This is a genomic window from Bradyrhizobium sp. BWC-3-1 (genome assembly GCF_032917965.1).
GTDB classification, from domain to species: domain Bacteria; phylum Pseudomonadota; class Alphaproteobacteria; order Rhizobiales; family Xanthobacteraceae; genus Bradyrhizobium; species Bradyrhizobium canariense_D.
The window spans coordinates 4582961-4598774 of the sequence record NZ_CP136625.1 but is presented as its reverse complement, the minus strand read 5'-3'; the positions used below and the strand labels follow the sequence as shown (position 1 = coordinate 4598774).

Here is a 15814-nt window from a genome sequence, read left to right as displayed (position 1 = left end):
TGGAACCCTACGACGATGCGCCGGATCATCGTTGTAGGCTGTCAGGGTAGCGGAAAGACGAGCCTCTCCCGAAATCTCGGGCAAAAGCTCGCGCTGCCGGTGGTGCATCTCGACGTGCTCTACTGGCGGCCGGGATGGAAGCCATCCGACAAACCGAACTTCCGAGCACGGGTTACTGACGCGATCGCGGGCGACGCATGGGTTGTCGACGGCAGCTTCTCGGGACTTGCCTTCGATCTCACGCTCGCGCGCGCCGATACGCTGGTCGTCATCGACCGCCCGCGCTGGCTCTGCCAGTGGCGCATTCTCCTGCGATCCGCCTTCGATCGCGACAAGGCCCGGCCTGATCTCCCGGAGGGGTGCCCCGAGCAGTTCGACTGGAAATTGATGCGCGAGGCGTGGCGCTACGACACCGAGCGCGCGCCTCTCATCGAGGCCGAGCGTATGCAGTATGGCGCTGACGTTCCGGTCGTGCGCTTGAGACGCGATCGAGACATCCAGGGGTTTCTGGATTCGCTGCACGGCACATGATGATGGCGGTGACGTGAGACCGGACGATCAGGATTTCTTCTGCGCGATGCGCGCGGCGAATGCCTTCATCAGGTCGGTATCCGCCGCCTCGCCTTTCGCATCCTCGGCGAGGTGGTCGAACCAGCGCGCAAAGCCTTCGTAAACCTGGCTCGCCGGATGATCGGGGCCGAGGAAGCCGGAAATCTCCCGCATCTCCGCGACCCAGCGATAGGCTTTCGGAATCATGTCCGGCAGCGCGACTTCGAGCCGGGCCAGAACCGCGGGCTGGCTGAGTGCGAGTTCGTCGCGCAGCGCATCCGCAGCCCCCGCTTTCGTTGCCGCGACCACCATCGCCGCGCCGATCCCGGCGAGGCCCTTGACGATCCCGGCATAGGACATTTTCAGCGCGGACGCGGCACCGACCGGCCCTTCGACGATCCGCACGTCGAGCCCGAAATCCTTCAGCACGGCGACATCCTTGGCGTGCTCGCCCGACATGTAGAAGGCCGGGCTCTTGCCACCGGGCTGGGGCGGGAACCCGATGATGCCGGCATCGACGAACGGCGCCTGTGCCGAGCCGATGATCTCCTCGATCCTCATCACGGTATCGACGTTGACGGCATTGCAATCGACCACGACCGGCTTCTTCTCGCGCCGGACGATCAGCCCGGCCAGCCGCTCGGCGAGCGCCACGGCTTCGCCCGGCGGCACGATCGACAGGATGATGTCGGCGTCCGCGATCGCGTCGTCCTCGGCGCCGATCATGCCGGCATCCGTGGCGCGTTTGCGCGTCGCTTCGCTCCGCCCTCTCAACGACGTCAGCACACGCGCACCGTGCTCGCCGAGACGGCGGGCCACGGCACTGCCCATGGCACCGGGCGCGAGGATCGCAATAGTTTTGGACATCGTGCACTCCAGATCGAAGCCCGAGCAACGCGCTCAGTTCAATCGGAGACTAGCAGAGGACGAGACGCCCGCGTGAACGGCGGCCATCCCGCAGGGGAATGGCCCTACTCCACCTTCGCAGGCTGGGGCTGCACCGCCGCCGAGGCGTTGGCAATACGCGCGGCATTCGCCATGCCCGCCAGCGCCGCTGCCTTCTTCGAATCGGGCGCTGAGCCCGGCTGCACGACGCCGGCCGACATGATCAGCGTCGCGGCATCCTCGGTGCTCATGTCGACCTCGACGATCTTGCTCTTGGGCACATAGAAGAAGAAGCCGGTCGTCGGGTTCGGCGAGCACGGCAGGAACACCGAGACGTGCTCCTCCTGACCCGGCAGGCTGCGGGAGACGTCCTCGTTCGGCGCTTGCGAGATCAGCACGATCGACCACATGCCCGGCGAGGGAAACTCAACCAGGCCGACCTTGCGGAAGCTCGAGCCCTTGCCCGAGAACAGCGTCTCGAACACCTGCTTCAGGCCGCGGTAGATGGCGCGTACCGCCGGGATGCGGCCGAGGAAGGTCTCGCCGACATCGACCAGTGTCCGGCCGATCAAATTGGCCGCGAGGAAGCCGACCAGCGTCAACGTGAAGAATGCGACGATCAGCCCCCAGCCGGGAATGACATAGGGCAGATAAGTCTCGGGCCGATAGGCCAGCGGCACGAACGGCCGCACCACGCCATCGACCCAGGTGACGAACCACCAGACCAGATACAGCGTGATCGCAATCGGCCCCGTCACGATGAGGCCGGTGAGGAAATAGTTACGGAAGCGGCCGATCAGGCCGGTATGCGGCTCGGGCACGGCATCAAGAGGCGCAGGCGCGTCGTCACGGGGGTTCATTCGGGTTCCAAGTCAGTCGCTTCGTCCAAGCTAGGGTCTTCTAGCAGGTTTTGGAAGACCACGAAGCGTCCCGCACTCGACCCTTCTGCCTATTCCACCGTCACGGATTTCGCGAGATTGCGCGGCTGGTCGACATCGGTCCCCATGATGACCGCCGTATGATAGGCGAGCAGCTGAACCGGGACCGCATAGACCATCGGCGTGAACGCCGCCGCCATATCGGGCATGACGATGGTGACGAGGGACTCGACGGTTGCCTCCTGCGCGCCTTTGGCGTCGGTCATCAGGATGATCTTGCCGCCGCGAGCGGCGACCTCCTGCATGTTGGAGACGGTCTTTTCGAACACCCGGTCGTAGGGCGCGATGACGACGACAGGCATGGTCTCGTCGATCAGCGCGATCGGGCCGTGCTTGAGCTCGCCGGCGGCATAGCCCTCGGCGTGGATGTAGGAGATTTCCTTCAGCTTCAACGCCCCTTCAAGGGCGAGCGGGAAGCTGGTGCCGCGACCGAGATAGAGCACGTCGCGAGATTTCGCGATCTCGCGCGCGAGCTTCTCGATCTGGAGCTCGGTGGTGAGCGCATCCGACATCAAACGCGGGATTTCGACGAGCCCGTGAACGAGCTTGGTCTCGTCCTCGTCGGTCAGTTCGCCGCGGGCCTTGCCGGCCGCGATCGCAAGATTTGCCAGCACCATGAGCTGGCAGGTGAACGCCTTGGTCGAGGCGACGCCGATCTCTGGGCCGGCCAGCGTTGGTAGCACGGTCTCGCTTTCGCGCGCGATCGTCGAGGTCGGCACGTTGACCACGGCCACCGTGTGCACGCCTTGGGCCTTGGCGTAGCGCAGCGCGGCCAAGGTGTCGGCGGTCTCGCCCGACTGCGAGATGAAGATGGCGAGATCACCCTTGCGCAAGGGCGCCTCGCGGTAGCGGAATTCGGAGGCGACATCGACCTCGACCGGCACGCGCGCGAAACGCTCGAACCAGTATTTTGCGACGAAGCCGGCGTAGCTCGCAGTGCCGCAAGCCGTGATGTTGATGCGCTGGATGTTCTTGAAGTCGAACGGCAGCTTGACCGGCAGCGAGACCCGCTCGGTCGCCATGTCGACATAGCGTGCCAGCGTGTGGCCGACCACTTCCGGCTGCTCGTGGATCTCCTTGGCCATGAAGTGGCGGTAATTGGCCTTGTCGACCAGCGAGGTCGAGGCCGCGTGCTTGGTCTTCTCGCGCTGGACGGCATGGCCGTCCTTGTCGAAGATCGAAGCGCTTGTATGGGTCAGCACGACCCAGTCGCCGTCCTCGAGATAGCTGATCGTGTCGGTGAACGGCCCGAGCGCGATGGCGTCGGAGCCGAGATACATCTCGCCGTCACCATAGCCGATCGCGAGCGGCGGACCGTTGCGCGCGCCGATCATCAAATCGTCCTCGCCCGCGAAGATGAAGCCGAGTGCGAACGCGCCGCGCAGCCGCGCCAGCGTCAATTTCACCGCTTCCACCGGCTTGTTGCCGCGCGTGAGCAGGTCGTCGACGAGATGCAGCACGATCTCGGTGTCGGTCTGGGTGTGGAACACCGTGCCTTTCTTTTCGAGCTCCTCGCGCAGCTCGCGGAAATTCTCGATGATGCCGTTGTGAACGACGGCGACACGCTCGGTCGCGTGCGGGTGCGCATTGTTCACGGTCGGCTTTCCGTGGGTGGCCCAGCGGGTGTGACCGATTCCGGTCGTGCCCTTGAGCGGCTCGGCCTCCAGCCGCTTCTCCAGATTCTTCAGCTTGCCCTCGGCGCGGCGGCGCTCGAGATGCTTGCCCTCGAGCGTGGCGACGCCCGCGGAATCATAGCCGCGATATTCAAGACGTTTGAGCGAATCCACCAATTGCTCTGCAACCGGCTGGCGCCCGAGAATGCCGACAATCCCGCACATGCGGATCAATATCCCCCAAATCGTCGAAAAATCGCCTAAACGACCCGCTCGGTTTTTAGCGAAGTTCCTAAGGAACCAGATACTCAATAATTATTGCTGATTGAGACAGCACCGACGGCGACCGAGCCTCGCCTGCGTCGAACTGGCTGGGCCTTAAACCGCGCGCGTTAACTTGTTGTCAACAAATTTGGCCAACCCTTGCGTACCAAGGAGAGAGGCCATGAAAGGCTCATCCAACCGCAAAGGCCTGTCATCGATGGCGGTGCGCGCCAGCGAGACCACCGGCACGCACCTCGCGCATTGGCCGCCGCCCCAGCGCGGCAAGGAAAGCAAGCCCGTCTTCATCAAGCACGTCGCCGGCGAGCCGGCGAAGCGTGCCAAGCCGCGCGGCTGGCGCCTGACGCGCGCGATCTTCTCCGAATTCGCCGACGACGAATAGCGGCGCTCATTTCGCCGGCTTATTCCCTCGCGTCTTCATCTCGCGATAGCGCGCCGCACCACCTTCGCGGATGGTCTGCGGGCTGCGCTCCAGCGCCATGGCGTCGTCGGGCACGTCGCGCGTGATCACGGAGCCCGAGCCGATATAGGCGCCGTTGCCGATTGTCACCGGTGCGACCAGCGAGGAGTTGGTGCCGACGAAGGCGCCCTGCCCGATGATCGTCTTGTGCTTCTTGAACCCATCGTAGTTGCAGGTGATGGTGCCGGCGCCGATGTTGGAATTGGCGCCGATGGTGGCGTCGCCGATGTAGGAGAGATGGTTGACCTTGACGCCGGCCTCCAGCGTCGCGGCCTTGGTCTCCACAAAATTGCCGATGCGCGCGCCGTCGCCGAGCGAGGTGCCGGGCCGCAGCCGCGCATAGGGGCCGATCGAGACCTTCTTGCCGAGCTTGGTCTCGACGATATGCGAGAAGGAATGGACCACCGTGCCGTCGCCGATCGAAACGCCGGGGCCGATCACCACGAAGGGCTCGATCGTCACGTCCTTGCCGAATACGGTATCCGCGGCGAGATAGACGGTTTCGGGCGCGATCAGCGTGACGCCGGACTCCATCGCCACTTTCCGCAACCGCGCCTGCATCACGCCTTCAGCCTCGGCGAGCTGCGCCTTGGTGTTGATGCCGCGCACTTCGTCCTCGCTGGTTTCGATCACCACGGCATCCCATCCCTGTTCGCTGATAATGCCGACCGCGTCGGTCAGATAATATTCGCCCTTGGAATTCGCATTGCCGATCTTGTCGAGGATCGCGAGCGCGCGGCGGCCGTCGATCGCCATAACCCCGGCATTGCACAGGTCGATCTTGCGCTCCTCGGCGCTGGCATCGGCCTGCTCGCGGATCGCGACCAGGCGGTCGCCCTCGACGATGAAGCGGCCATAGCCGGTGGGATCGGCGGCGCGGAAGCCGAGTGCGGCAATTGCGGCGCCTTTGGCCAGCGGCGCGCGCAGCCGCGCAAAGGTCTCGGCCGAGATCAGCGGCGTGTCGCCGAACGCAATCAGCAGATCATCCACGCCCCGCGCAATGGCATCACGCGCCGCCAGCACCGCATGTGCGGTGCCGAGCCGTTCCTGTTGCACGAAGGTGAGCGCGTCGGGACGGATGCGCCTTGCTTCGTCCGCCACCGCCTGATGGTCGGGTCCGATCACGACTGCGAGCGAGGTGCCGGCTCCCTTGGGCGCCGCGGCGAGCACGTGGGCGAGCAGGCTCTGGTGCGCGACAGGATGCAGCACTTTCGGCAGGTGTGAGCGCATACGCGTGCCTTCGCCGGCGGCGAGCACGATCGTGAGGCTGGAACGGGCGGTCATCGCAATCCTGTCAATCGGCCGAATCAATCGGCGCCAGCGGGCGACGGGCCGCCCTCATCAGCTATCGCCTTGCTACCCCCGCAAACGCCCGGAGTTCAAGTGCGACACGCTTTTCCTGTTAATGTTCCCTGATTGATTCGGGGAAGCCGGACAGGGGTTGGGCACTTAACGTTCATGGCAAAGGATTCCGACCCACTGGCGGATGCCTTCGGCGCCAAGGAGACCGGCGGGCTGTTCTCCGGACTTGTGGCCGAGGAGAGTTCGTTCGATCGCGGCATGATGTGGCAGCTGGGCTCATGGGGCGTGGCGGCCGTCGGCGCCGTGGTGCTTGCCGTGTTCGCCAACCAGGCCCAGCTCGGCTGGCGGCGCGACCAGGTCGCATCCGCCGATCTCGCGCGCCAGGCCGACCGGCTCCAGATCCTGACCAAGGAGAGCCAGAACGAGGCCCGCCGGCTCGCCTCCGCCATCGAGACGCTGAACACCGATCGCGACCGGCTCTATTCGCGCGTCACCGTGCTGGAGCAAGGGCTCGATTCCGTGACCGGCGCCATCGCCAAGCAGACGACAACGCCGCCGCAGGCGTCCGTTGCGAAGCCGCAGGACGCGCCGGCCTTGATCGGCCCGCCGGCGCCCGGCATCGCGCAGGTCGCCTCGACACCGGCTCCGGCCAACGACAAGCCGCGCGCCGAGGCCGCAAAGGAGCCGTGGAGTCCGCCGCCGCAGAGCGCGGCCGCGGCCTCGCTGGTCGCGCAGTTGCCGGCGACGAATTCGGCACTGCCGATGCTTCCGTTGGTCCCATCCAAATCGATCATGGCGCCCCCCGATCCGGCCGCCCCGAAACTGGTTCAGCCCGAAACCGCAGAGAAGGCGACCGAGAAGGCTGCCGAGACGAAGCCAGAACCGGCGCCCGCTCCGATCGAAGTCGCCGCGGCACCTGCCAAGCCGCCGGACGCTGTCGAAAGCGAGGCTCCCGCGATCGCGGTCCAGCAGACGCGCTTTGCGATTGATCTCGGTGGCGCCAACTCGCTCGATGGCCTGCGCGCGCTGTGGCGCGGGGTCACCAAATCCAATCCCGAAATCGCAGCGCTGCGGCCGATCATCATGATCAAGGAAGGCAACACCGGCCTTGGCATGCAGCTCCGCCTCGGCGCCGGTCCGCTGATCAATGCAGCGGCTGCAGCAAAACTCTGCGCCGGCCTCGCCGAGAACGACCGCCACTGCGAGACCACCGTGTTCGACGGCCAGCGGCTGTCAATGCGCGGCGGCCAAGAGAAGAAGCAGGACAAGGGGCAAGACAAGACCCAAGACAAGACCCAAGACAGGGTTCAGGAGAAGAACTCCGACAAGCCCCAGGACTCGGTGCCGCAAGCCGAGACCGCCCCAGCGCCCGCGCCGGCCGCCAAGCCCGACAAGCGTCGCCGCAGCTATTCCTCAAAACGCTCATCGAAGCGCGAGGAGCCCGCGCCTGCTTCTGCGGCGCAGCCGGCCGCACAGCCGAAGCCGGAGACGGCGTCGGCGGGATCAACGCTGTCTTCGTTCTTCAGAAGGTAGCTTACCTCGCGGCAATTCATCAGCGTAATGGGTGAAGGATCTCACGCAGGTCGCGAGAAACTTGCGCCTCCCCTGTTGCCCCGTTCCACCATCCCGACCATATTGCCGCCATGACAAAAAAGCCCTTCCGCCTCACGCCCTACCAGGTGCAGTTCCTGATCGTCGTCGGCTTCGCCAGCGTCGGCTATGCGCTCTATCTGCGCTATCTCGGAATCGAAAACTCGCAGGTCGGTCTCGCCTGCGACGCCGGGCTTCAGACCCTGGTCTGCAAGGCGCGCTCGGTCTCGACCGTGCTGTTCAAGAATTCGGTGTTCGGCATCGTCGCGCTGGTGGTGGCAACGCTGAACCTGATGCGGCCGTCCATCGTGCTGCTCACCGCCGGCATCATCGCCGCGGGCCTTGGCATCGTGCTCTACAATGTCGTGCTGTCGGGCCTGGCGATCGGCCTGCTCATTCTTGGATTTGCTCGGCCCGCGCCCGCCACAGCGTGAGCGCGAACAAGAGATAGATCGCGCAGGTCCACAGCGACTGCCAATTGTCGCGGCCCTCGTTGAACAGCACATAGGCCGCCGACAGCGTCAGCACGCCGGCGAAGACCGATTCCGCGATCGGACGCTGGCCGATCTGCGGCCGGTTCAGCATCAACAGCGCAAACGGCACAACCGCCATCGTCAGCGCGGCGTAAGGGAAATCCTTGTAGCGCGGGTCGAACACGAATCCGAGCGCGGTCTGCGCCGCGATGACCGCCGTCACTGCCAGCGTCAAGCCGAGCACGGCGGTGAGCTTCGACCATTTCCGGCCCTCGCGCGGACCAAGCAGATCGAGGAAGGTCGGAAGGCTGCGGCCGATCACCATCGCCTGCGCGCAGAAGATCGGCGACAGGATGCCAGCCGCGAGCAGCGCGCCCCACAGCAGCCAGCCGCCGATGCCGTAGCTCTCGTAGTACATCTTGTCGGCGCCGATCCCGAGCAGAATGCCGGCCGAGGTTGCCGAGATCGCCACGCCGAGCCAGGACGAGAAGCGCGGCGTCCACGGTCTGCGCCGCAACGTCAGGCCCGCGACCGCGAACACCAGCACGGAGAGGCCCATGCCGGCGGCCATGTACCATTTCCAGTACGGGAAATTGCTGATCGGCTCGCCCGGCGGATATTTCAGGCCACGGCGCACCGAGTCATAGAGGCCCCAATAGCCGCCGACGGTGCCTTCCAGTTTGCGCTTCCACGGCTGGTCGTAGGACTCGATCAGATTGACGCGGAATTTTTGCGCTTTCGCCAGACTCAGGATCTCCGAGACCACGCGCGCCTGGTTGGTGCGCGACGGCAGCGCGCCATCTCGCATGCGCCCTTCGCTCGGCCAGCCGGTTTCGCCGATCAAAATCTCCTTGCCGGGAAATGCGACCGCCATGCGCTCGCGGATCTGTTCGACATGGGAGGCGGCGAACTTGGCCCGCACCGGATTGTCTTCCCAATAGGGCAGGATGTGGATCGTGACGAAGTCGACGGCGTCATAGATCTCGCGATTCCTGAGCCAGAACTCCCAGACATCGGCATAGGTGACGGGCACGCTGACCTGCGCCTTCACCGAGCGGATGATGGAGACGAGGTCCGCGGTCGTCATCTCGCCGCGCAGCAGCACTTCGTTGCCGACGATGATGCTGGTGATGATCCCGGGGAAATCCTTGGAAAGGCGAATGGCGAGCGCGGCCTGCTCGAAATTCTTGGTGCGGTTGCTGGAGAGCCAGATGCCCTGGAGCACCTTCAGCCCGCCGATCCGGGCCGCGATCGCCGGCACCTGGTCGAGCCCGTTCTCCATCGAATAGGTGCGGACGCAGTCGGTGATCTCCTTGAGCTGGCGCAGGTCCTGCTCGATCTGATCGGCCTCGATATGAGTCCATGCGTTCAGCGGCGACTGCTCGCCGCGGAACGGCGCGTAGGAGACGCATTGGACCTTGTCGGCGGGATCGATCGGGGCGCGCGCGAGCGAGATCGGCGTGGCAAGCCACCACCACACGGCAGCGATCGCACCCAATGAAACGAGCAGAAGCGCCAGTGGCGTACGAAGAGAAATCGGTTCCGTCCTCCGCGAAGGGCCGTCGATTACCTGCTAGCACGCCGTCTGCCAAGGGGGTGACTCCGTTATGGATCCATCCCTCCCCTGAGGAATTTACCTGCGGCCGTTCGACCGAGGCCTAGGATCGTGACTTTGCTGGACAAAATTCCAGATTCAGGCCATGGACTCGGGAGGACTTTTCCACCGCATTGGAGACCCATTTGGACGCCATCACCGGGCGCGTCCGCGAAGGTCCTGACGCGGACGGTCAGTGATATATTGGGGAATTCATGCGGCAACGGGTGTTCGAGTTACGAAATGCGGTCCTGCGGCAGTTCGCCGCCACCTTGGCCGTTTCTTCCCTTGTCATCCTGATGGGTATCGGCGCGGCCTCCGCCCAGAGCGGCACGCCCGCCCCCGACCAGAGCAAGGCAGCCGCCCAGCCCGCCGACACGGCCAAGGATGCCGCCCAGAATCAGCGCCGCACCGACGAATTCGCCGAAGCAGCCCAGGTCATCAGCGGCCCGGCCGGCAACCCCGAATGCGTCTGGCTCGGCCGCCGCGTGGTGCGGCTGATGTGGCGGGACGACCTCGATACCGCATTCCGCCATCTCGACCTCTATGACCGTTTCGGCTGCCCCGGCGGCCACATCCAGGCCGCCTTCCGCTGCCTGACCCGCTTCGGCGGCCAGATCGATCCCAAGGTCGCCGAGACCCTGGACAGCCGTGTGCACGCTTGCTGGATCAACCCGGCGTCGCAGCCACAGCAGGCGGCGGCCGCGGCCTCGCAGCCGGCCGCGCCCGCATCGGGCAATGCGCAGCCGCAGCCGGCCGCGAGCCCCTCGCCGGCGGCAAGCCCGTCACCGGCGCCCCCGAAATAGCCGCGATTGTTTCAGCCTCCGTTCAGGAACGATCGGCGATAGAAGCAATTGGCACTGCTGCGAATTTCGAAATGTGCATGCCCTCATTCGGTCATGAGGCGATGACAGTTGTGAAACCGCGCGGCAGAGGTATGCTCCATTTGCCGCGGACTTGGTCGGATCTCGGGGTCGGATCCGCTTCCCTGCCCCCTCAGCCCCTTTTGGTTTAGCCGCGATGCGGGTTGTCGCCGCCGTTCTGTTGCTTGTGTCCGCGCTCCACGCCGGCCTCTGGGGGGTCTCGCGCGACAAGGAACCCGCGCCCGACTTCAAGGGCCTGCTGCCCAGCGTCTCCTACGCCCCGTTCGAGGGCTCGGCTCATCCTGATATCGACAACATTCCGACGGTGGAGAAAATCCGCGCCGACCTGAAGACGCTGTCGACGATGACGCGCGCGATCCGCCTTTATTCGTCCACGGGCGGCGTGGAACTGGTGCCGCCGATCGCGGCGGAGTTCGGCCTCAAGGTCACCGTCGGCGCGTGGATCGACAAGGACAAGGATCGCAACGAGCGCGAGATCAAGGCCGCCATCGAGCTCGCGCGCAAGAACAGCAACGTCAACGGCGTCGTTGTCGGCAACGAGGTGATCTACCGCGGCGAGCAGAAGGTCGAAGACCTCATCGAGATGATCAAGAAGGTCAAGGGCTCGGTCCGCGTACCCGTCACGACCGGTGAGATCTGGAACATCTGGCGCGACAATCCCGACCTCGGCTCCAACGTCGACTTCATCGCCGCCCACGTGCTGCCTTATTGGGAAAACTTCCGCTCGGATCAGGCGGTCGACCAGGCCGTCGACCGCTACAATCTGTTACGCAACCTGTTCCCCGGCAAGCGCATCGTGATCGCCGAATTCGGCTGGCCGAGCGCGGGTTACAATTTACGCAACGCCGACCCCGGTCCGTTCCAGCAAGCACTGACCTTGCGCAACTTCGTCAGCCGCGCCGACGCCATCGGCATGGAATACAACATCGTCGAGGCCATCGATCAGCCCTGGAAATACTTCGAAGGCGGCGTCGGTCCGTACTGGGGCATCCTCAACGCCAGCCGCGAGCCGAAATTTGCCTGGACCGGCCCGGTGCAAAATCCCGATTATTGGAAGCTGATGGGTGTGGCGCTCCTCGTCGGTATCCTGCTGTCGCTGCCGATCCTGCGGCTGCAGCAGCCGACGGCGAAGCAGGCGTTCCTGCTGTCGGCCACCGCCAACGGCGTCGGCGCCTGGGCTGCCACCGTGTTCGCGTTCTGGAACGGGCACTATTTCATCTTCGGCTCGGCCTTCGCGCTCACGCTCGGCATGATCCTGCTTGTTCCCCTCGTGCTGATCGCGATGGCGCGCATCGACGAGATCGCGGCCGTCGCATTCGGCCGGCCGCCGCAGCGGCTGCTCACGAAAGGTAAGCCGGTCGAGGACGTGCCCGAGAATTATTGCCCGAAGGTCTCGATCCACATCCCCGCCTATTTCGAACCGGTCGAGATGCTCAAGCAGACGCTCGATGCGCTGTCGCGGCTGAACTATCCGAACTACGAATGCGTCGTCATCATCAACAACACGCCGGACCCTGCCTTCTGGCAGCCGATCCAGGATCATTGCCGCGCGCTCGGTGAACGCTTCAAGTTCATCAACGCCGAGAAGGTGCAGGGCTTCAAGGCCGGTGCGCTGCGCATCGCGATGGACCGCACCGCCGTCGACGCCGAGATCATCGGCATCCTCGATGCCGATTACGTCGTCGATCCCGACTGGCTGAAGGACCTCGTGCCGGCGTTCGCCGATCCCAGCGTCGGCCTGGTGCAGGCGCCGCAGGAACATCGCGACGGCGACCTGTCGATCATGCACTACATCATGAACGGCGAATATGCCGGCTTCTTCGACATCGGCATGGTCCAGCGCAACGAGACCAACGCCATCATCGTGCACGGCACGATGTGCCTGATCCGCCGCGCCGCGATGGACATGGCCGGCGGCTGGTCGTCCGACACGATCTGCGAGGACTCCGATCTCGGCCTTTCGATCCAGCAGCTCGGCTGGACCACGCACTACACCAACCACCGCTACGGCCAGGGCCTGCTCCCCGACACCTATGAGGCCTTCAAGAAGCAGCGTCACCGCTGGGCCTATGGCGGCCTCCAGATCGTCAAAAAGCACTGGCGGAACTTCCTGCCCGGACGGAGCCGGCTGACGCCCGACCAGAAGCGCGAATATGGCCTCGGCTGGCTGAACTGGCTGGGTGCCGAAAGCCTCGGCGTCGTCGTGGCGCTGCTCAACCTCGTCTGGGTGCCGATCGTCGCCTTCGCCGACATCGCCATCCCCGACAAGATCCTGACGCTGCCGATCATCGGCGCCTTCATCGTCTCGCTCGTACACTTCTTGTCGATGTACCGCGCGCGCGTCGCGATCAAGCCCGGCCAGATGCTGGGCGCGATGATCGCGGCGATGAGCGTGCAGTGGACGGTGTCGCGCGCGGTGGCGCAAGGACTGATCACCGAGCACATCGCGTTCGCGCGCACCTCCAAGGGCGGCCTGTCGAGGATGTCGATCGAGTTCCAGGCGTTCTGGGAGGCCGTGATCGGCGCCCTGCTCCTGATCGGTGCCGGCGTGCTGGTGGCCTCCAACAGCTACCGCCAGATCACGGAGATCTACATCTTCGCCGGCGTCCTGGTGCTCCAAAGCCTGCCGTTCCTGGCTGCGGTCGCCATCGCCATCCTCGAGCTCAGCCGCATCAACTCGTTCCAGTTCTGGCGCGACAGCGCGATCCGCACCGCCGAGCTGATCGGCCTGCGCCCGGTCGCGCTGCCGACCCCCGCCGGCACGCCGCAGCAAGTGCCGGTGCCGAGCGAGGTCCGGCGGGAAGCGAACTGACGGGGCTCCGAACTTGGCATCCGTCCCGTGGGCGGACATCGCGGCTTCTTCGGCGTGGATGACGGCCGCCGTTCGGGTTGAAAATCCCGGCTCAAGCATTGGAAACGGCGAGCGAATTCCCGCTGTTGCCTTCAAGTTCGGCAACCACCCGAGCTATTGACCTCCGCGCCCCATCCCCCTACACAGCGCGGGCCGAAAGCATGATCCGGAAACAGCCGGTTTTTCCGCAACGCTTGCGTCGATGTGGCGGCAAGACATGCTTTTCCAAATGACCGAAGACGATGGCTATTTCTGTGAAGCCATCAGCGGCCATGGGAGCGCGTAGCTCAGCCGGTAGAGCACGTGACTTTTAATCACGGGGTCCTGGGTTCGAGCCCCAGCGCGCTCACCAGCAAAATCAAAGACTTAGGCAACAAATTAGCTTGGACGTTAAGCCGGAGTTCGTTCACGGGTAACGCCAAGGGTAACGAAATGTTGAACGCCCGCCGGGCGTGAACCCAGCGGGCGTTTTGAAGTTGTGGGCCTGCTAGTTCGCCCAGCCGGTTGAGGCGTTTTCAAGCGCGGCCGGCATTTCGCCGGCCTCGTTGAGCATTGCCAGTGCGGCTTGAAGCGACGCCTCGGCAGACATCGTAACCTTCAGAACGGCTTGCTGGTCGCGTGTGCCGTCGCCATTGGGCGCAGAAATCACAAACACGAGCCGGCGGTTTGGGCCTATCCGCTCCACTCTGGCCAGTGCCTCAACGAAAACCTCCTGAACGCCAAAGGTGTCAATCTCGCTCATGCTGCTGGCCCCCGTTTCGGCGCGCTGGTCATGTTCCGTAGCCCATTGAGAAGCCGGCTCCGGTCGCGGGGCGTCAATCGCCGAAAGAGGGTTGCCACCTCCTGCGACTGCGCCAGCTCAGCCTCGGGCGTTGTAACTCTGGCCTCTCGCACAGTGCGAAGCAGGCCCTTGAGGTTACCGAGGAAAACCCAGTCAAAGCTGATGGCATGATTGACGCAAAAATCTCTCATGTCGAGATCCGATCGGCAGGCCTTCAACACTTCAGCGCGCGGGATCAGGCGCTCCTCGGCAATCACCATCAGTCGCCGTTTGACGTTCGCTCTGGCCGTGCTGCCATCCTTCTTAAGCCGCCGGAATGCGTTTTCGTGCGATTGCTGAGCTTTGATCTTCTCGATCTCGCTGCCAAACTCCTCGGTGATTTTCATCGTCGTGCACCCCTCAGGCCAGTTCAAGTTCGGGGCGAACGGCGGCGCCGCCGTCCAGCGTGCGCGGCTGGTCCACCATGACGGGTTCGCCAGTCAGGCCTTCGTCCTCGGCACGGCGGAAGGCTGCCGCGACGAACGGGTCCCGGAACAGACAGGACAGTTTTGTGCTATGATTTGAATCAGCTCGGGCCATGGTTACCGCCTTGGTTTGAGTTAGGGCCGGATTGGAAGTTGGCGCTTCCGTCCGGCCTGATTTTGTGATAATCCCAAAATATGAAGAAGTCAATAAGGGATAATCCTAAAAAGGGGCGTGGACGACCGGCCACGGGCAAGGACCCGATGGTTGGCGTTCGAATGTCTAGAGATCTGCAGAAAGAAGTCCGAACGTGGGCCAGCAATCAAGATGACGAGCCGGCGCTAGCTACGGCCATCCGCCGGCTAGTCGAGATCGGGCTGCGCTCCAAGGGCAAATAAAGCTTGCGGTCCCTCTCTGGTTGCGAAACGCTGAGCACTTTCCGCACTGGGGAGCATAGTTATGGGCAAGTACGTTTCACGCTGGCTGGCAGCCGCCGTCATTGGGCTGGCCTGGTTCACAGGAGTGGCTTTTGCAGATGACCACGTCATCCGGAACAGCTCCTATGGGTGCAAATCGAAGGACATTCGGAGCAAACTAACCGGCTATACCGTCGACGGAGATAAGGAGGCCTTTCGGAAGGCGCTTCTCGTCGGTGTCATGTCGGGCGAGTGCTCCCTCTTCAATGAGGGAGATCATGTCTATCTCACTGATACGTCCATATTCAGCGGCTTGGTCTGTGTTCGCCCCAGGGGCGCGCTTGATTGTTTTTGGACGAACATTGAGGCCGTGAAGTAAGCTCCCATCTTTAGACCTCACCGGAGTAGAAACCTTGTCTACCTATGACCAGATGTTGGCGAGTACGCCGACCGATCCAGCAATGGCTGTGAACTACCCAGAACTATTTGCGCTCTGGAAAAAAGCCACTGACGACAACCATCTGAGGGCGGACGCGTCGGTTTTTGACGCCTGGGACAAACAGGTTCAACCCTTACTCGCAGCATCCGAACTGCAATTTTATTTGAGCCCTTATCATGGAAGCTTGGATCTGGCCGTTTTGGACAACCGAGCGGTAAGCCGCACGAACCACCTCACAAAGATTCTGCTCTACCGCCACGGCATTAAGGCCGAAGGAGACGGATTTAACGGCTGA

16 protein-coding genes and 1 tRNA gene are annotated in these 15814 nt (G+C 63.9%); 9 read left to right on the top strand and 8 right to left on the bottom strand.

Features of this window, described 5'->3' with window-relative positions; all coding sequences use genetic code 11:
- Positions 1-15 precede the first annotated feature (15 nt).
- Positions 16-531: an AAA family ATPase gene (locus RX329_RS22340; protein ID WP_317244248.1), complete on the top strand. Its 516-nt coding sequence runs from the start codon at positions 16-18 to the stop codon at positions 529-531.
- A gap of 27 nt (positions 532-558) precedes the next feature.
- Here the strand turns inward: RX329_RS22340 and RX329_RS22335 are convergent, their stop codons facing one another.
- The 3 genes from RX329_RS22335 to glmS all read right to left on the bottom strand — a co-directional run bounded on the left by RX329_RS22335 (position 559) and on the right by glmS (position 4210).
- Positions 559-1416 (bottom strand): NAD(P)-dependent oxidoreductase, encoded by an 858-nt coding sequence (locus tag RX329_RS22335; protein ID WP_085353114.1) that lies wholly within the window; start codon positions 1414-1416, stop codon positions 559-561.
- A gap of 104 nt (positions 1417-1520) precedes the next feature.
- On the bottom strand, positions 1521-2294 hold the full coding sequence (locus RX329_RS22330) for a DUF502 domain-containing protein (protein ID WP_018457941.1): 774 nt from the start codon (positions 2292-2294) through the stop codon (positions 1521-1523).
- 89 nt (positions 2295-2383) lie between these two features.
- Entirely contained in the window at positions 2384-4210 is a 1827-nt protein-coding gene (gene glmS, locus RX329_RS22325) for a glutamine--fructose-6-phosphate transaminase (isomerizing) (RefSeq protein ID WP_204511260.1), read from the bottom strand.
- 220 nt (positions 4211-4430) lie between these two features.
- Here glmS and RX329_RS22320 point away from each other — a divergent pair, with 220 nt between their 5' ends.
- Positions 4431-4649, top strand: a complete 219-nt coding sequence (locus RX329_RS22320) for a hypothetical protein (RefSeq protein WP_018457943.1) — start codon at positions 4431-4433, stop codon at positions 4647-4649.
- Between the two features lie 6 nt (positions 4650-4655).
- Here RX329_RS22320 and glmU read toward each other — a convergent pair whose 3' ends face one another.
- The gene (gene glmU, locus RX329_RS22315) at positions 4656-6011 is read right to left on the bottom strand and encodes a bifunctional UDP-N-acetylglucosamine diphosphorylase/glucosamine-1-phosphate N-acetyltransferase GlmU (protein ID WP_317244247.1); all 1356 of its coding nucleotides are present in this window, start codon (positions 6009-6011) and stop codon (positions 4656-4658) included.
- Positions 6012-6185: 174 nt separating this feature from the next.
- On the opposite strand from glmU, the gene RX329_RS22310 reads away from it, so the two are divergent.
- Together RX329_RS22310 and RX329_RS22305 are read left to right on the top strand one after the other, a co-directional pair.
- Positions 6186-7562 (top strand): hypothetical protein, encoded by a 1377-nt coding sequence (locus RX329_RS22310; protein ID WP_317244245.1) that lies wholly within the window; start codon positions 6186-6188, stop codon positions 7560-7562.
- Positions 7563-7672: 110 nt separating this feature from the next.
- Complete coding sequence (locus RX329_RS22305; protein ID WP_018457946.1) at positions 7673-8053, top strand: hypothetical protein; 381 nt, start codon at positions 7673-7675, stop codon at positions 8051-8053.
- On the opposite strand, the gene RX329_RS22300 is transcribed toward RX329_RS22305, so the two are convergent.
- Positions 8013-9572: a beta-1,6-glucan synthase gene (locus RX329_RS22300; protein WP_039800292.1), complete on the bottom strand. Its 1560-nt coding sequence runs from the start codon at positions 9570-9572 to the stop codon at positions 8013-8015. The genes RX329_RS22305 and RX329_RS22300 overlap by 41 nt on opposite strands.
- A 329-nt stretch (positions 9573-9901) precedes the next feature.
- Between RX329_RS22300 and RX329_RS22295 the strand changes: the two genes are divergently transcribed.
- From RX329_RS22295 to RX329_RS22285, 3 genes are all read left to right on the top strand, one after another.
- Positions 9902-10492 (top strand): beta-1-3, beta-1-6-glucan biosynthesis protein, encoded by a 591-nt coding sequence (locus RX329_RS22295; RefSeq protein WP_085353125.1) that lies wholly within the window; start codon positions 9902-9904, stop codon positions 10490-10492.
- Between the two features lie 214 nt (positions 10493-10706).
- Positions 10707-13382 carry a glycosyltransferase gene (locus RX329_RS22290; RefSeq protein ID WP_085353127.1) on the top strand — a complete coding sequence of 892 codons (2676 nt, stop codon included), beginning with the start codon at positions 10707-10709 and terminating at the stop codon, positions 13380-13382.
- 315 nt (positions 13383-13697) lie between these two features.
- Positions 13698-13773: transfer RNA gene (locus RX329_RS22285), tRNA-Lys, on the top strand.
- 135 nt (positions 13774-13908) lie between these two features.
- Here the strand turns inward: RX329_RS22285 and RX329_RS22280 are convergent.
- Genes RX329_RS22280 through RX329_RS22270 form a run of 3 tightly spaced genes read right to left on the bottom strand, consistent with a single transcriptional unit; the run spans position 13909 to position 14781 of the window.
- Complete coding sequence (locus tag RX329_RS22280) at positions 13909-14163, bottom strand: hypothetical protein (protein WP_317244243.1); 255 nt, start codon at positions 14161-14163, stop codon at positions 13909-13911.
- Positions 14160-14588 carry a hypothetical protein gene (locus RX329_RS22275; protein ID WP_317244242.1) on the bottom strand — a complete coding sequence of 143 codons (429 nt, stop codon included), beginning with the start codon at positions 14586-14588 and terminating at the stop codon, positions 14160-14162. The genes RX329_RS22280 and RX329_RS22275 overlap by 4 nt, the downstream gene beginning before the upstream one ends.
- A 13-nt stretch (positions 14589-14601) precedes the next feature.
- Positions 14602-14781 (bottom strand): hypothetical protein, encoded by a 180-nt coding sequence (locus RX329_RS22270; RefSeq protein WP_317244241.1) that lies wholly within the window; start codon positions 14779-14781, stop codon positions 14602-14604.
- A gap of 342 nt (positions 14782-15123) precedes the next feature.
- On the opposite strand from RX329_RS22270, the gene RX329_RS22265 reads away from it, so the two are divergent.
- Both RX329_RS22265 and RX329_RS22260 read left to right on the top strand, forming a co-directional pair.
- A complete protein-coding gene (locus RX329_RS22265) occupies positions 15124-15459 on the top strand; it encodes a hypothetical protein (RefSeq protein ID WP_317244240.1) in 336 nt (111 codons plus the stop codon).
- Positions 15460-15493: 34 nt separating this feature from the next.
- Positions 15494-15814: a hypothetical protein gene (locus tag RX329_RS22260; RefSeq protein WP_317244239.1), complete on the top strand. Its 321-nt coding sequence runs from the start codon at positions 15494-15496 to the stop codon at positions 15812-15814.

What these genes read in the sequence shown, in the direction of transcription:
- RX329_RS22340 (WP_317244248.1), top strand. Translation starts at nt 16, where the DNA reads ATGCGCCGGATCATCGTTGTAGGCTGTCAGGGTAGCGGAAAGACGAGC.
- RX329_RS22335 (WP_085353114.1), bottom strand. Translation starts at nt 1,416, where the DNA reads ATGTCCAAAACTATTGCGATCCTCGCGCCCGGTGCCATGGGCAGTGCC.
- RX329_RS22330 (WP_018457941.1), bottom strand. Translation starts at nt 2,294, where the DNA reads ATGAACCCCCGTGACGACGCGCCTGCGCCTCTTGATGCCGTGCCCGAG.
- glmS (WP_204511260.1), bottom strand. Translation starts at nt 4,210, where the DNA reads ATGTGCGGGATTGTCGGCATTCTCGGGCGCCAGCCGGTTGCAGAGCAA.
- RX329_RS22320 (WP_018457943.1), top strand. Translation starts at nt 4,431, where the DNA reads ATGAAAGGCTCATCCAACCGCAAAGGCCTGTCATCGATGGCGGTGCGC.
- glmU (WP_317244247.1), bottom strand. Translation starts at nt 6,011, where the DNA reads ATGACCGCCCGTTCCAGCCTCACGATCGTGCTCGCCGCCGGCGAAGGC.
- RX329_RS22310 (WP_317244245.1), top strand. Translation starts at nt 6,186, where the DNA reads ATGGCAAAGGATTCCGACCCACTGGCGGATGCCTTCGGCGCCAAGGAG.
- RX329_RS22305 (WP_018457946.1), top strand. Translation starts at nt 7,673, where the DNA reads ATGACAAAAAAGCCCTTCCGCCTCACGCCCTACCAGGTGCAGTTCCTG.
- RX329_RS22295 (WP_085353125.1), top strand. Translation starts at nt 9,902, where the DNA reads ATGCGGCAACGGGTGTTCGAGTTACGAAATGCGGTCCTGCGGCAGTTC.
- RX329_RS22290 (WP_085353127.1), top strand. Translation starts at nt 10,707, where the DNA reads ATGCGGGTTGTCGCCGCCGTTCTGTTGCTTGTGTCCGCGCTCCACGCC.
- RX329_RS22280 (WP_317244243.1), bottom strand. Translation starts at nt 14,163, where the DNA reads ATGAGCGAGATTGACACCTTTGGCGTTCAGGAGGTTTTCGTTGAGGCA.
- RX329_RS22275 (WP_317244242.1), bottom strand. Translation starts at nt 14,588, where the DNA reads ATGAAAATCACCGAGGAGTTTGGCAGCGAGATCGAGAAGATCAAAGCT.
- RX329_RS22270 (WP_317244241.1), bottom strand. Translation starts at nt 14,781, where the DNA reads ATGGCCCGAGCTGATTCAAATCATAGCACAAAACTGTCCTGTCTGTTC.
- RX329_RS22265 (WP_317244240.1), top strand. Translation starts at nt 15,124, where the DNA reads ATGGGCAAGTACGTTTCACGCTGGCTGGCAGCCGCCGTCATTGGGCTG.